Consider the following 13,937-nt stretch of genomic DNA (forward strand, 5'->3'; position numbering starts at 1 on the left):
CGGGCGCAGGGAACAGGGAAATGACGGAAAAGACAGTCGAAATTCAGGTGCATGGCTCTTTGGGCCAGATTGACGCTGCCGCGTGGGACGCCTGCGCCTGCCCCGAAGTTGCTGCCGGGCAAAGCGCCCGCCCGATGGACCCATTCACCACTTACCGATTTCTAAAAGCGTTAGAAGACAGCGGATCCGTCGGACCGGGGACGGGCTGGCAGGCGCAATACCTGACGGCGTTTGAGGGCGGTCAATTGATTGCCGCTGCACCGCTCTATGCCAAGTCGCATAGCCAGGGCGAATATATCTTCGACCATTCCTGGGCCCATGCCTATGAAAATGCCGGTGGGCGTTACTATCCCAAACTGCAAATTGCCGTGCCCTTCACCCCGGCCACCGGCCGCCGCTTTCTGACCCGCCCGGGCTATGAGGTTCGCGGCATGTCAGCCTTAGTCCAGGGGGCTGTGCAACTGGCAGCGCAACACCAGGTCAGCTCGCTCCACGCAACCTTCTGCACCGAAGCCGAGGCGCTGGCAGGTGCTGAAATGGGGCTGATGCACCGGACGGGGCAGCAGTTTCACTGGGACAACCACGCCTACGCAGATTTCGACGCCTTCCTTGCCACGCTGAGTTCCCGCAAACGCAAAATGATCCGCAAGGAACGTCGCACCGCCGCTGCCTTTGGCGGCGACATCCAGATGCTCACCGGCGACGAAATCGCGCCGCACCACTGGGATGCTTTCTGGCGCTTCTATCAGGACACCGGCGCGCGGAAATGGGGGTCACCTTATCTGACCCGCACCTTTTTCGACATCGCCCAAGACTCCCTGCGCGACGATATTCTGCTGGTACTGGCGGAACGCGAAGGTGTGCCGGTGGCAGGGGCCTTGAATTTCATCGGGTCAGATACGCTTTATGGCCGCTATTGGGGCTGCATCGAAGATCATGCCTGCCTGCATTTCGAAGCATGCTATTATCGCGCCATGGACTATGCCATCGCCCACGGGATGCGGCGGGTCGAAGCCGGCGCGCAGGGTGAGCACAAGCTGGCCCGTGGCTATCTGCCCGTCACCACCCATTCGCTGCATTGGGTGGGCGATCCGGGCTTTGCCGAGGCGGTGCAACAGTTCCTGAAGGCCGAACGGACTGCCGTTGAAGAGGAGATCGAGATCCTCACCAGCTACGGGCCGTTCCGCAAAACCAAAGGAGAGGACCAAGAATGAGCGAATTGCTGAGTGACACGGGCCGTAAGACCATGCTGGAACCTCTGTGCGCAGCTGGCTGGAACCTGAACGCCGACCGCGACGCCATTTCCAAAACCTACCAGTTTGCCGATTTCACCGAAGCCTTTGCCTTCATGACCCGTGCCGCGCTGTGGGCGGAGAAGTGGAACCATCATCCGGAATGGACAAATGTCTACAAAACGGTGCATGTGACGCTTTCAACACATGACGTCGGCGGCTTGAGCGCCTTGGATGCCAAGCTGGCGCGAAAATTGGATCAACTGGTTACATGACCCTTACTGACATTCTGAACACTGAAATCTGGAACGGCCAAAGCCTTTCGGACCTGATGACACTTGACGTTTTGACCTCTTTCGCAGGCTCCATTCTGGGAGCTGTTGCGATGCTGGTGCTGGGCTTTTTCGTGGCGGGCTGGGCCCGTCGCCGCATTGTGAAGCTGGGGCTGGATTACGAGGCGCTGGATGACACGCTGTTCATCTTCCTTGGCAACATCACCCGTTATGTGATCATCGGCTTCGCGCTGCTGTTTGTGCTGAACACCTTCGGCATTCAGACCACTTCGATTGTTGCGGTTGTCGGTGCTGCCGGTCTGGCCATCGGCCTAGCCCTGCAGGGCACCCTGTCCAACGTGGCAGCTGGCGTGATGATCATTGTTTTCCGCCCCATCAAACTGGGGGATTTCGTTACCGTTGGCGGGCAAAGCGGCACGGTCAAATCCATCTCGCTGAACTACACCGAGCTGGCCAGCACCGACAATGTGCAGACCATCATCCCCAACGCCAATGTCTGGGGCAACACGATCACCAACTTCTCGATCTATGAAACCCGCCGGGCGGAATGGGTGTTTGGGGTGGCTTATGACGCCGATTTGAAACTGGCCGAGGAGGTGATCCGCAAGACCTTGCTGAGCGATCCGCGCGCGTTGCAGGATCCGGCGCCGTTTCTGCAGGTGAACAATCTGGGCGACTTTTCGGTCGATTTTCTGGCCCGTGTCTGGGTCAAATCCTCTGACTACTTCGCCTATCAAGCGGATATGAAACGTGCGGTGAAAGAGGCCCTAGACGCGGCCGGGGTGGATATCCCCTTCCCGACCCAGACGCTTATTCAGGCGGGTTAACTCAACACATTAAGGGGCGGCTCATCGGGCCGCCCTTTTCCGTTCTGTTCATGGTTGCCCGCTCCGGGGAAACTGGATCAGGCGGCGGCGCTGAATTCCATTGTGCGGGAATAGGCCGAGATTGCGGTGAAGTTCACCGACATCGATGTCGCCGACGAGCCGTCTGCGAAGGTTGCCGTGGTCAGGCTGGCTTCAAAACTGAAGGCTTCCAGCGAAACCTCTGAGCCAGAGAAGTTTGCATCAACTTCCCCACCCAGTGAACCGATGCTCAGGCCGTCGTCGTCATCATCGCCATCAGCGTCTAACTCCACGCCCATCAGCTCTGCAACTTCTTCAATCAGCTTCATCGGGTCCATGTCATCCAACGCGCCCGAGGCCATCATCTCCATCAGATCGCCCAGATCGTCGATCTCGATATCATCGCCATCTTCCACATCATCCGCTTCCCGCGCGGCGGCTTCGGCTTTGATCTTGGCTGCTTCAACCATAGCCGCACTTGGCTCTTTATCCTGAACCGGCGCTTGCTCAACCGGGGCTTTGCCCACCATCGGCTCTTGCGGCACGGCAGCGTCACCCACCTGTCCACCAAAGCTGCCGGAAGCGCTGGAATATGAGGCCGAGGCGACGCTGACTGAAACAGACACAGAGGTGACAGAGGCCAACGCCTGTTGGCTGGCGATCTGTGCCACACTGTTGGCACTGCCTGTTTCTGGCTTTGCTGGTGCGACCGCATCATCGGTGGCGGCTGGTTTCTGCGCACGGTCCCCAAACAGCGACTTGCGGAAGTGCGAGCGAAGTTCTTTTGCGGTCACCAGACCATCGCTGTCGCCATCGATCTTGTTGAATTTCTCTTCGCTGATCCGACGTCCTAGACGCGACTCCTGCGCCTCTTGCAGGGACACACCGCCATCGCGGTTCTCATCCATCCGACGCACCAGCCGCCCCGCCAGTCCACCGCCGTAGCGGGGTTTGTCATGGCCATGTGCGCGTCCGTGATCATCGCCCCGACCTTTACGAGTTTTGCCCACTTCAATGGTCACATCCGGCTGCTGCTTTGGCTCTGGCTTGGCCACCGGTGCAACCTCGGCGGCTTTGCTGACGTTCTGCGACACGCTTGCGCGGGAGGTGCTGACACTCACCGACACATAGGAGGCGCTAATCGACATAGAGGAGGCAACTTGCATGGCAGCAGCCCTTTCGAAACCATCAAACTCGTTACTGATGACTCCGAACGGTCAAAAATCGGATTCTGTTTAATCGTTTGTTTGACGGATATTTGACCGAAACACTCCAAATCACTGACAATAAACAATATATTTTCATGCCAACTGCGTCAAAATTCCGGATTCGACAGTGTCAAACCCTGCCACTACTCTGACGGCATTATGAAACATGGCTTTTTCAGCACCGTAACAAAATTGCTCGGCAACCGAACGCGCAGCGGTGAAACTGCATTCGAAACTGCGCTGCGCCGGTATGGAATGCAGCACTGCTGCGATCTGCGGGGGGCCTTTCTGATCGGGTTGCCGCCTGGGGATGACACCCGCGAAGCTGTGAAATCCGTGCCCAATGACGGCACCCGTTTCGGTTTCCTCGCCGCGCCGCAACAGGGTGAATTGATCGCAACATTCCTTGGCTCCGAGGAAGCCAGCCGAGTCACCTGTCTGAACCTGGGTACATCACACCATTACGCGGAACAGATGCGCCGGACAGCTGGAGCAACCGGTGTTTACGACCTGTCGGAAATCACCGACCTGTTCAAAGGCCGCCACCTGCCGGCGTTGCGGTCGCTGTCATTGGGCGACATGTTCATGCTGTTCAACGGCCACGCGCTCTACTGCCGGGTTGGCGACATCACCCCAATTTTTGAGGCCGCGCCAAATCTGGAAATCCTTGATATCTGCGGCGCCTTCACCCTGTCGCGGCCAGTATCTCACGCTCATTTGCAAGAGTTCAGCGCCGACATCGATGATATTGCGAGCACCGCAGGTAGCATTTCGCAGGACACGCTGGACCACCTGCTGGCGTCCGCTCTGCCGTCAGCAACCAGCCTGTCCATATTGATGGAGGAGGATCCCGATCACGGCTATCGCCTGCCTGAAAACCTGACCCATTTGCAGGCCATGCCCCGCCTCAAAGCGCTGGCGCTAGAAGGGTTGGACCCGAAAAGCCAGCAGCGCCTTGCAACGCTGCAGGCCAATTTACCAAACGAAGGTTAGCCCATCGCCTCCAACAGGCCTTCGCCCGCAGAAACAGTACAGCCCAGCTCTGGCTCGATATTGAGATGGGTCACAACCCCATCCTCCACCACCATCGCGTAACGTTTTGAGCGGCCAAAGAACCCCACAACCGGCGCATCCATGTCCATTCCGACGGATTTGGTAAAGGCCCCGTCAGCATCGGCAAGCATGGTGATCCCTGCGTCGTTTGCGCCGGTGGACGCGCCCCAGGCCCCCATGACAAAGGGATCGTTGACCGCAAGGCACATGATTTCATCCACGCCCTTTTCGGCAAACCCGTCTTTGGTACGAATAAAGCTGGGCATGTGCGAGGCATCGCAGGTGCGCGAAAAGGCCCCGGGCAAGGCAAAGATCACTACTTTGCGCCCCGCCAATTTCTCACCAAGAGCAAGCGTTGCAGGCCCTTCCGGCCCCATAAACGGAAAAGTGGCCTCGGGCAGTTTGTCCCCAACGGAAAGAGTCATTTTGTCTAAAAGTCCCTGTTTGCGTTTTCACTTCTGCCTCATATAGGGTCGCCGAAACAGACAGCCAGAAATTTCCGCAATATCAGGTGGAAATGCAGCCGCTGAAGGAGCAGGACATGGAAAATATCGTTGTTGTCGGCGCCGGTCAGGCCGGGGCCTCTCTGGTCGCCAAGCTGCGCAATCAAGGCTTTGAGGGCGCAATCACACTGATCGGAGCGGAGGCCGTGCCCCCCTATCAGCGTCCGCCCCTCTCCAAGGGCTATCTGCTGGGCGACATGACACTGGAACGGCTCTACCTGCGGCCCGAAAGCTTTTATACCGACAACAACATCACCCTGCGTCTGCGCGCAGAAGTCACCGGCATCGACCGCAGCGCAAAAAACGGTTCAGATCGGGGCTGAAAGCCTGCCCTATGACGCATTGGTGCTGACCACCGGTTCGGCCCCCCGCAGCCTGCCCGCCGCAATTGGCGGCACGCTGGAAGGCGTCCATGTGGTCCGTGGCCTGTCGGATGTGGACGCAATGGAGCCCGAGTTTGGTGCAGGCAAATCCGTTCTGATCGTAGGCGGTGGCTATATTGGTCTGGAGGCCGCAGCCGTCGCCGCCAAGAAAGGCCTCAAGGTCACACTTGTGGAAATGGCGGATCGCATTCTGCAACGGGTTGCGGCACCTGAGACCTCGGATTACTTCCGCGCCCTGCATCAGTCGCATGGGGTCGAGATCCTTGAAGGTGTTGGGTTGAAACAGCTGACCGGCGAGACGCGGGTCGCTGCCGCAGACCTCAGCGACGGCACCACATTGGCGGTGGATTTTGTTATCGTTGGGGTCGGCATCACCCCCGGCACCGCCCTGGCCGAGGCCGCCGGTCTGGAAATCGACAACGGTATCAAGACTGACGCGCAGGGCCGCACTTCGGACCCGGCGATCTGGGCCGCTGGGGATTGCGCCTCCTTCCCCTATCGCGATGGCCGGCTGCGGTTGGAATCGGTGCCTAATGCCATCGATCAGGCGGAATGTGTCGCCGAGAACCTTCTGGGCGCGGCCAAAGACTATGTGCCGCAACCCTGGTTCTGGTCGGACCAATATGACGTCAAGCTGCAGATCGCAGGCCTCAACACCGGCTATGACCGCATCATCACCCGCCTTGGCGACAAAGAGGGTGCTGTGTCCTTCTGGTACTATCAGGGAGACACCCTGCTGGCCGTGGACGCCGCCAATGATCCGCGCGCCTATATGGTTGGCAAACGGCTGATCGACGGTGGCAAGTCCCCCGCCCCCGATCTGCTGGCGGATCCTGAAACCGATCTCAAATCGCTGCTGCGCGCATGAGGATCGTTGCAGGTCGTTTCAAAGGCCGCGCTCTGGCGGCGGTGGGCAAAGGCGATCCGGCGGCGCATCTGCGCCCAACCACGGATCGCACCCGCGAAAGCCTGTTCAACATGCTGGGCGGTGGCCGATTTGGCGATCCGATCACCGGTGCACGGGTTCTCGATCTGTTTGCTGGCACCGGCGCCTTGGGGCTCGAGGCGCTGAGCCGCGGCGCGGCCCATGTCACCTTTGTGGATGACGGTCGCAAATCCAACGCCTTGCTGAAGGAAAACATCCAGATCTGTGACGCGCGGGCAGAAACCAAGATGATCCGCCGCGATGCCCGCAAGTTGACGGCAAACACCGGCCCAGCGTTTGATCTGATCTTCCTCGATCCCCCCTATGGCAAAGGCTTGGGCGAAAAGGCCATTGCCACCGCATTGGATGGCAGCTGGATTGCCCAAGGGGCTCTGATCGTCTGGGAAGAAAGCGCTGCAATCACGGTGCCAGAGGCGCTGAACTACCTTGATGAACGCCGCTATGGCGACACCACCATTACCCTGCTCGAAGCCTAGTTCTTCTTGGTAAAAATATCCCCGGGGGATGAATTGCCGTGCAAACGGCAAGAAGGGGGCAGCGCCCCCTTCCCTTTCACAGCCATCCCAAGAGACGCTTAGCGCATCAACAGCACAGGCACCTTACAAGTGCGGATCATCGCGGTGGTGGTAGAGCCAATAATCATCGCGCGGATCCGCGAATGGCCGTAGGTACCCATCACCAGCAGATCATGGCCTTCGGCCTCGATCAGCTCGGCCAGCGCGGTTTCGGGCTGGCCCTCCACAACTTTCACCTCGGCTGCATGGCCACCAGCGGCGAGGGTCGCCTTGGCATCCTCCAGCCCTTTGGACACAGTGTCGGACGGGGTGCCAACCGTCACCACGGTGCAGGCCAGACCGGCAAACAACGGGTGGTTTGCCACATAGTCCACTGCTTTCATCGCGCTGACACCACCATCAAAGGCAATCAGCACCTTCTCGATCGGTTTGAAGCTGCGGTTGGCCACAAATACCGGCTTGGAGGTGGCACGCGCCACCCGCTCCATGTTGGAGCCAAGATGCTGTTTGGCAAAGTCCGCAGATTCACCGCGTTTGCCGATGACGATCAGGTCGCTGTCGCCTTCCTGATCTTCCACCGTTTCCACAATATCACCCAGACGCAGATGTGGGCGTACTTCGGCAACACCATCTTTTTCGATCAAGGCCTGCGCGTCCTCAAGGATCGCGCGCCCCTGCGCCTGACTCAGCTTGGCGCGTTGTGCATCCAGCTCTGCCAGTTCGCCCATGATCTTGGACCGTGCCCCCAGCCGCAGATTGCCGCTCAGATCGTCCGAACCACCTTCGCGGCGGCCCAGCACGTGGAACAGATCCACCGAGGCACCAATGCGACCCGCGATCCAGGCGATGTGATGGCAGACCGACTCGGAATAGGCCGAGCCATCCACCAGTGCGAAGATTTTCTTGCTCATGTCAGCCCCCTCAATGCGCCAAGAGCTTGTCCATCGCGCCGGGTTTGTCATGCTCACCCAGTCGATCAACAATGGTTTCGGATGCTTCGTTCATGCCGATGATTTCCACCTCGGCCCCATCCCGACGGAACTTGAGCACAGCCATGTCCAGTGCTGCAACAGACGAAATGTCCCAGATATGCGCCCGGCTGACGTCGATCACCACTTTTTCCAGCACCTCTTTGAAGTCAAATGCCTTCATGAAGTCCTCGGAGGAGGCAAAGAACAGCTGGCCATGCACCACATAGGTGCGGGTGCGACCATCTTCGGACAGGTCAGAAGTAACAGCAAAGAGTTGGGCAATTTTCCAGGCAAAGAAGATGCCCGACAGCAGCACACCGACAAGCACGCCAATGGCCAGATTGTGGGTGAAGACCACAAACACCACCGTCGCCACCATCACAATGGACGAGGAGGCGGGATGCTCGCGCAGATTGGCCAGCGAAGACCAGCTGAAGGTGCCCACGGAGACCATGATCATGATCGCCACCAGTGCCGCCATCGGGATCAGCCCCACAATGTCGTCAAGGAAGACAACAAGGATCAGCAGAACCACACCGGCGATGAAACAGGACAGGCGGCCACGCCCACCGGATTTCACGTTGATCATCGACTGGCCGATCATCGCGCAACCTGCCATGCCGCCGATGAAACCGGTTGCCACATTGGCCACACCCTGACCGATACATTCCTGGTTCTTGTCCGAGGTTGTGTCAGTCAGATCATCCACCAGGTTCTGGGTCATGAGGCTTTCCAGCAGACCCACAGCCGCCACCGCTGCCGAATAGGGCAGGATGATCATCAGGGTTTCCATGTTCAGCGGAATGTCCGGGATCAGGAACATCGGCAGCGTGTCAGGCAGTTCGCCCATGTCGCTGACGGTGCGCAGGTCCAGCCCCAGGGCCAGCGAAATACCGGTCAGAACCACAATGCAGACCAGCGGCGAGGGCACCGCTTTGGTCAGCAGCGGGAAGGTGTAGATTATGCCCAGACCGGCCGCGACCATCACATAGGTCAACGGTGGTACATCAATCAGCTCGGGCAGCTGCGCCATGAAAATCAGGATCGCCAGCGCGTTTACAAAGCCGGTCATCACCGACCGGCTGACAAAGCGCATCACGTAGCCCAGCTTCAACAGCCCGGCTCCAACCTGCAGGATGCCTGCCAGCACCGTGGCCGCCAGCAGGTATTGCAGCCCGTGGTCTTTCACCAGCGTCACCATCAGCACCGCCGTCGCCGCCGTCGCCGCCGAGATCATGCCCGGACGACCGCCGACAATCGCCGTGATCACCGCAATCGAGAAGGACGCATAAAGACCCACCTTCGGATCCACGCCAGCAATGATCGAAAAGGCAATCGCCTCGGGGATCAGCGCCAGCGCGACCACCAGGCCGGACAAGAGATCGGCACGGATGTTCCCGAACCATTCGTGTTTGTAGTTGGATAGCAGCATCATCAGCCCTCCGTTCCGGACCGTGAGTGAGCGGCCGGGGTGCAAGAATTTGTCCTGTTCAGCAAGTTTCGGGCCGCTTTCGGCCACAAGAACGCGTTTATCGGCGCTTATAGACAGGCGCGGTTAGATCGCAAGCCCCTTGGCCGCAATGCCTGCGTTGCCCGTAAAACTGCACCGGAATTGTCACGCGCCACCCGCCTGCAGGTCACAGCGCTTTCACATTGGCGGGAGCAATGCCGTAATTTCAGGCGTTTGTGGTATGGTGGCCCCATCCACCTTCGAAGCCCCGTGCCTTCACAACGCAGGATATGCACTCACCAAACACCGCCCTTCGGGCATTTGATTAGGCCGCGCTTCCTCACTCTGACCCCGCCTTGGGCCGGCTCATCTGGCCGCGGGGACACCCCAACGGGAGGACCAGGAATGGCCAAGACCACGCAGATCAAAACCATTGGCAACCCCCTTAGCTGGATTGCTGGCACGCTCACCGGCGCCGGCAGCATGATCGCCAAAGGCACCGATGCCATCGGCAGCCACGACATCTCCCTGCCCGAGGTCCAACGTCTGACCGCGGCAGACCTGCGCGACGCGCTGCGGGACGGTCTGGAGGACTTCCTGCATTTTCGCACTGACGTGATGATGATGGCGGTGATTTACCCACTCATTGGCCTGATGCTCAGTTTTCTGGCCTTCCAGCAAGAAATGTTTGCGCTGCTCTTCCCGCTGGCCGCAGGCTTCGCCTTGGTAGGCCCCCTGGCCGCCACCGGCCTTTACGAAATGTCACGCCGCCGCGAAGCCGGGGAAGAGGCCAGCTGGCTGCACGCATTCCAGCTGTTGCGCTCGCCCACCTTCGCCCCGGTGATGACCCTTGGCCTGTACCTGATCGCCATCTACGCAGTCTGGCTCTATGCGGCCGCCTTCATCTACCGCGTCACCCTCGGCACGCTTGCACCAGAGGGCATGATGAGCTTTGCCTCAATGCTGTTCAGCACCAGCGAAGGCTGGGCGATGATCGTGATCGGCAATGCGGTTGGCTTCCTGTTTGCGCTGACGGTTCTGGTCACCGGCTTCATCGCCTTTCCGATGCTGGTGGACCGCTGCGTCGGCCTGCCGGTGGCTGTAACAACCTCGATCCGCGTGGCGCAGCAGAACAAGCGCATCACCCTTGGCTGGGGCGCCATTGTTGCAACATTTCTTCTGATCGGGGCAGTGCCGCTGTTCCTTGGCATGATCTTTGTGCTGCCCATTCTGGGCCATGGCACCTGGCATCTCTACCGCCGCGCTGTCCGTTTCCCGGACAGCTGATTCTACTGGGCCAAATATCCTGGGGGGCGCCAGAGGCGCGGGGCGAAGCCCCAAAACAAAAGGGGCCCAAAGGCCCTTTTCTTTCACATCGCAGGTGCAGCTCACCCGTAGGTCGGGTGGAATTTGCCCGTTGGCGACAGGGTGAAAATCTCAAACCCGTCGGCAGTCACCCCAATCGAATGTTCAAACTGCGCCGAAAGCGATTTGTCACGGGTCACAGCGGTCCAGTCATCGGCCAGCACTTTGGTTTCCGGACGGCCCAGATTGATCATCGGCTCAATGGTGAAGAACATGCCCTCTTCGAGCACTGGCCCCGACCCCGCACGACCATAATGCAAAACATTCGGCGGCGAGTGGAACACACGGCCCAGACCGTGGCCGCAGAAATCGCGCACCACGCTCATCCGGTGTCCTTCAGCAAAGGATTGGATCGCGTGGCCGATGTCGCCAAAGGTGTTGCCGGGCTTCACCGCCTCGATACCCTTGAACAAGGCGTCATGGGTGACCTGGATCAGACGTTCGGTTTTGCGGCTCAGCTTGCCGGCCACATACATCCGGCTGCTGTCACCAAACCAGCCATCAGCGATCACCGTCACATCGATGTTCAGGATATCGCCGTCCTTCAGCTTCTTGTCCCCGGGAATGCCATGGCAAACCACATGGTTGATCGAAATACAGCTGGCGTGTTTGTAGCCTTTGTAGCCAATGGTCGCCGACTTGGTGCCGGCGGCGATCACCTTCTCTTCGATGAGGCGATCCAGTTCCCCGGTGGTCTGACCGGGGTAGACGTGTTCGGCAATCTCATCGAGGATCCTGGCGGTCACAGCGCCCGCCTTATGCATACCGGCAAAATCCGCAGCCTCATGGATGCGGATACCGTCACGAGTGATACGGCCATGATGCGTGTCGTTCACGGGGGACCAACCTTCTACAGAAATATCGTTCCCCCGTATGTAGGGCGTTTGACGCCGGAGGGCCAGAGGCAGTGATGCCGCGCTGGGTTTCAGCCGGAATTTGGCCCGAAATTGGCGATGCCCTATAGGCCGACAAAAGGCAGTGGATTTCCAACGTCGACCGCTTCCGGGCTGATCTGACAATCAAAACACAGGATCTCAACCCCTGCGGCCAGCGCCGTTTTCAGGCCTTCCGCATAGGCCGGATCGATATCTGCGGCGATCCCGACCCGGTCACAATCGGTACGCTGTACAAGGTACAGCATCACCGCCCGCTCACCGCCCGCCACAATCTTGGTCAGTTCCCCCAGATGCTTCAGCCCCCGTGCGGTCACGCTGTCGGGAAACTCCGCCAGCCCCGGCTGACGGCAAAGCGTCACGGATTTCACCTCGACATAGCAATCCGGCCCTGCGCCGGAGAGCAGGAAGTCGATCCGGCTCTTTTCGCCATATTTCACCTCGGGCCGCACGTTGGGGGCCTCAAGGCCCTGCACCTCGCCTGCGATCAACGCCGCCTTCAAGGCGCGGTTCGGAACCGAGGTATCCACGCCGGTGAAATGGCCGTTTTCATGATCCACCAAGCGCCAGCCGAACTTCAGCTTTTTCTTGGGATCATCATTGGGTTCCAACCAGACCTTCATGCCTTCCTCGGCAAGTCCCATCATTGAGCCGGGGTTGGCACAATGGGCCGTGACTTCGCGACCATCGTCCAAAATCACATCCGCAAGGAAGCGTTTGTAGCGACGGATCAGCCGGGCGGGGACAAGAAGGGTAGGAAAGCGCATATCTCGCGCCTATACCGAGAGAAAAGTTTTCGCAAGGAGAGCATCGATGCGCAATCCAACAGCCGCTATGCTGGTGATCGGGGATGAAATCCTGTCTGGCCGCACCCGTGACAGCAACATGCACCACCTTGCCAATGAGCTGACGAAACACGGCATTGACCTGAAAGAGGCACGGATGGTCTCGGATGAGGCGGCAGCGATCACCGACGCGGTCAAGGCGCTGGCAGCCGCGCATGACCATGTCTTTACCTCTGGTGGGATCGGGCCAACCCATGATGACATCACCGCAGACTGTATCGCCGCCGCCTTCGACACGCCGATTGATGTGCGCGAAGACGCCCGCGCGATCCTGCAAGCGCATTACAATCGCTCTGGTCAAGAGCTGAACGACGCCCGCCTGCGCATGGCGCGGATCCCTGACGGTGCTGTGTTGATCGACAACCCGATCTCCTCAGCGCCCGGGTTCACGTTGGAAAACGTCCATGTGATGGCCGGTGTACCGACGATCTTTCAGACCATGGTGGCCTCAGTTCTGCCCACCCTGACCGGCGGCGCGCCGCTGCTCAGCCAGAGCCTGCGGGTGGAACGGGGCGAAGGGGACATTGCCGCGCCGTTGACGGCATTGGCCGAAGCCTATCCCGACCTGTCCTTCGGGTCCTACCCGTACAGCCACAACGGCATTTACGGCACCAACATCGTGGTGCGCGGCCAAGACGGTGCTCAGCTGGATCAGGCCATGAAGGCACTGAGCGAGGCAATGGCCCGTGACTGATACCCCCCTGCCCGATGCCAGCCAGCTCTATCAGGTGATCGACGGCACTTGGCCCGCAGCAAATGAGGCCCGCCAAGGCCCATGGCTGATCCGTGACGGCCAGAACGGTGGTCAGCGGGTGTCTGCGACGATTGCGATGGATCGTTTCACCGAGGCTGACCTGCAGCCAGCGGAAGACGCCATGCAAGCGCTGAACCAGCCCCGTTTGTTCCAGATCCGCACAGGCGACGAAGATCTGGACACCGTGCTGGCTGCACGTGGCTATCAGATTGTGGATCCGGTGAACCTCTGGGTCGCACCGGTGGGCGAGGTTGCCACCGACTATCCACCGCCGGTCACCGCCTTCCATGTCTGGGAACCTCTGGCGATCCAGATCGATATCTGGGCCAAAGGCGGTATCGGCGAAGACCGCCTGAACGTCATGCGTCGCGCCAAAGGCCCGAAAACCGCGCTTTTGGGCCGGTTGAACGATTCCCCCGCCGGTGCTGGCTTTGTGGCCATTCATGACGGAATTGCCATGGTCCACGCGCTGGAGGTTCTGGAGCACCAGCGCAAACAGGGCATGGGCCGCTATTTCATGCGGCTTGCTGCCTTCTGGGCACAGGACAAGGGGGCATCCCATCTCTCTGTGGTCTGCACCCAGGCCAATGAAGGGGCCAATGCGCTTTATTCCAAACTGGGAATGTCACTTGCAGGACAGTATCATTACCGCAAACATGGGGACGACCTGTAACGGTAACG

General features: G+C 59.5%; 14 protein-coding genes and 1 pseudogene. 9 read left to right on the forward strand and 6 right to left on the reverse strand.

Features of this window, described 5'->3' with window-relative positions:
• Window positions 1-20: 20 nt before the first annotated feature.
• The 3 genes from SIC14_RS03945 to SIC14_RS03955 are packed head-to-tail and all read left to right on the forward strand — an operon-like array spanning window position 21 to window position 2,352.
• On the forward strand, window positions 21-1,214 hold the full coding sequence (locus SIC14_RS03945; protein WP_412564530.1) for a GNAT family N-acetyltransferase: 1,194 nt from the start codon (window positions 21-23) through the stop codon (window positions 1,212-1,214).
• Window positions 1,211-1,507 carry a 4a-hydroxytetrahydrobiopterin dehydratase gene (locus SIC14_RS03950; protein WP_412564531.1) on the forward strand — a complete coding sequence of 99 codons (297 nt, stop codon included), beginning with the start codon at window positions 1,211-1,213 and terminating at the stop codon, window positions 1,505-1,507. The genes SIC14_RS03945 and SIC14_RS03950 overlap by 4 nt, the downstream gene beginning before the upstream one ends.
• Window positions 1,504-2,352, forward strand: a complete 849-nt coding sequence (locus SIC14_RS03955; RefSeq protein ID WP_412564532.1) for a mechanosensitive ion channel family protein — start codon at window positions 1,504-1,506, stop codon at window positions 2,350-2,352. Before SIC14_RS03950 ends, SIC14_RS03955 begins: the two co-directional genes overlap by 4 nt.
• A gap of 77 nt (window positions 2,353-2,429) precedes the next feature.
• On the opposite strand, the gene SIC14_RS03960 is transcribed toward SIC14_RS03955, so the two are convergent.
• Window positions 2,430-3,518: a hypothetical protein gene (locus SIC14_RS03960; RefSeq protein WP_412564533.1), complete on the reverse strand. Its 1,089-nt coding sequence runs from the start codon at window positions 3,516-3,518 to the stop codon at window positions 2,430-2,432.
• A gap of 315 nt (window positions 3,519-3,833) precedes the next feature.
• On the opposite strand from SIC14_RS03960, the gene SIC14_RS03965 reads away from it, so the two are divergent.
• Window positions 3,834-4,571, forward strand: a complete 738-nt coding sequence (locus SIC14_RS03965) for a hypothetical protein (RefSeq protein ID WP_412564534.1) — start codon at window positions 3,834-3,836, stop codon at window positions 4,569-4,571.
• Here SIC14_RS03965 and SIC14_RS03970 read toward each other — a convergent pair.
• Window positions 4,568-5,056 carry a peroxiredoxin gene (locus SIC14_RS03970; RefSeq protein WP_412564535.1) on the reverse strand — a complete coding sequence of 163 codons (489 nt, stop codon included), beginning with the start codon at window positions 5,054-5,056 and terminating at the stop codon, window positions 4,568-4,570. The genes SIC14_RS03965 and SIC14_RS03970 overlap by 4 nt on opposite strands.
• A gap of 116 nt (window positions 5,057-5,172) precedes the next feature.
• Here SIC14_RS03970 and SIC14_RS03975 point away from each other — a divergent pair.
• A pseudogene (locus SIC14_RS03975) lies at window positions 5,173-6,385 on the forward strand (NAD(P)/FAD-dependent oxidoreductase).
• Window positions 6,382-6,939 (forward strand): 16S rRNA (guanine(966)-N(2))-methyltransferase RsmD, encoded by a 558-nt coding sequence (gene rsmD / locus SIC14_RS03980; RefSeq protein ID WP_412564536.1) that lies wholly within the window; start codon window positions 6,382-6,384, stop codon window positions 6,937-6,939. Before SIC14_RS03975 ends, rsmD begins: the two are co-directional and overlap by 4 nt.
• Window positions 6,940-7,037: 98 nt before the next feature.
• Here rsmD and SIC14_RS03985 read toward each other — a convergent pair whose 3' ends face one another.
• Both SIC14_RS03985 and SIC14_RS03990 read right to left on the reverse strand, forming a co-directional pair.
• A complete protein-coding gene (locus SIC14_RS03985; RefSeq protein WP_412564537.1) occupies window positions 7,038-7,889 on the reverse strand; it encodes a universal stress protein in 852 nt (283 codons plus the stop codon).
• Window positions 7,890-7,899: 10 nt separating this feature from the next.
• Window positions 7,900-9,384 carry a SulP family inorganic anion transporter gene (locus SIC14_RS03990; RefSeq protein ID WP_412564538.1) on the reverse strand — a complete coding sequence of 495 codons (1,485 nt, stop codon included), beginning with the start codon at window positions 9,382-9,384 and terminating at the stop codon, window positions 7,900-7,902.
• A gap of 420 nt (window positions 9,385-9,804) precedes the next feature.
• Here SIC14_RS03990 and SIC14_RS03995 point away from each other — a divergent pair, with 420 nt between their 5' ends.
• A complete protein-coding gene (locus tag SIC14_RS03995) occupies window positions 9,805-10,686 on the forward strand; it encodes a DUF2189 domain-containing protein (protein ID WP_412564539.1) in 882 nt (293 codons plus the stop codon).
• Between the two features lie 101 nt (window positions 10,687-10,787).
• Here the strand turns inward: SIC14_RS03995 and map are convergent, their stop codons facing one another.
• Both map and sfsA read right to left on the reverse strand, forming a co-directional pair.
• Entirely contained in the window at window positions 10,788-11,600 is an 813-nt protein-coding gene (gene map, locus SIC14_RS04000; RefSeq protein WP_412564540.1) for a type I methionyl aminopeptidase, read from the reverse strand.
• A gap of 122 nt (window positions 11,601-11,722) precedes the next feature.
• The gene (gene sfsA, locus SIC14_RS04005; RefSeq protein ID WP_412564541.1) at window positions 11,723-12,424 is read right to left on the reverse strand and encodes a DNA/RNA nuclease SfsA; all 702 of its coding nucleotides are present in this window, start codon (window positions 12,422-12,424) and stop codon (window positions 11,723-11,725) included.
• 46 nt (window positions 12,425-12,470) lie between these two features.
• On the opposite strand from sfsA, the gene SIC14_RS04010 reads away from it, so the two are divergent.
• Window positions 12,471-13,196, forward strand: coding sequence for a competence/damage-inducible protein A (locus SIC14_RS04010; RefSeq protein WP_412564542.1), 726 nt, complete (start codon window positions 12,471-12,473; stop codon window positions 13,194-13,196).
• Complete coding sequence (locus SIC14_RS04015; protein ID WP_412564543.1) at window positions 13,189-13,929, forward strand: GNAT family N-acetyltransferase; 741 nt, start codon at window positions 13,189-13,191, stop codon at window positions 13,927-13,929. Before SIC14_RS04010 ends, SIC14_RS04015 begins: the two co-directional genes overlap by 8 nt.
• Window positions 13,930-13,937 lie beyond the last annotated feature (8 nt).

The organism is Thalassobius sp. MITS945101, from assembly GCF_047123305.1.
In the GTDB taxonomy this organism is placed as follows: Bacteria; Pseudomonadota; Alphaproteobacteria; order Rhodobacterales; family Rhodobacteraceae; genus Thalassobius.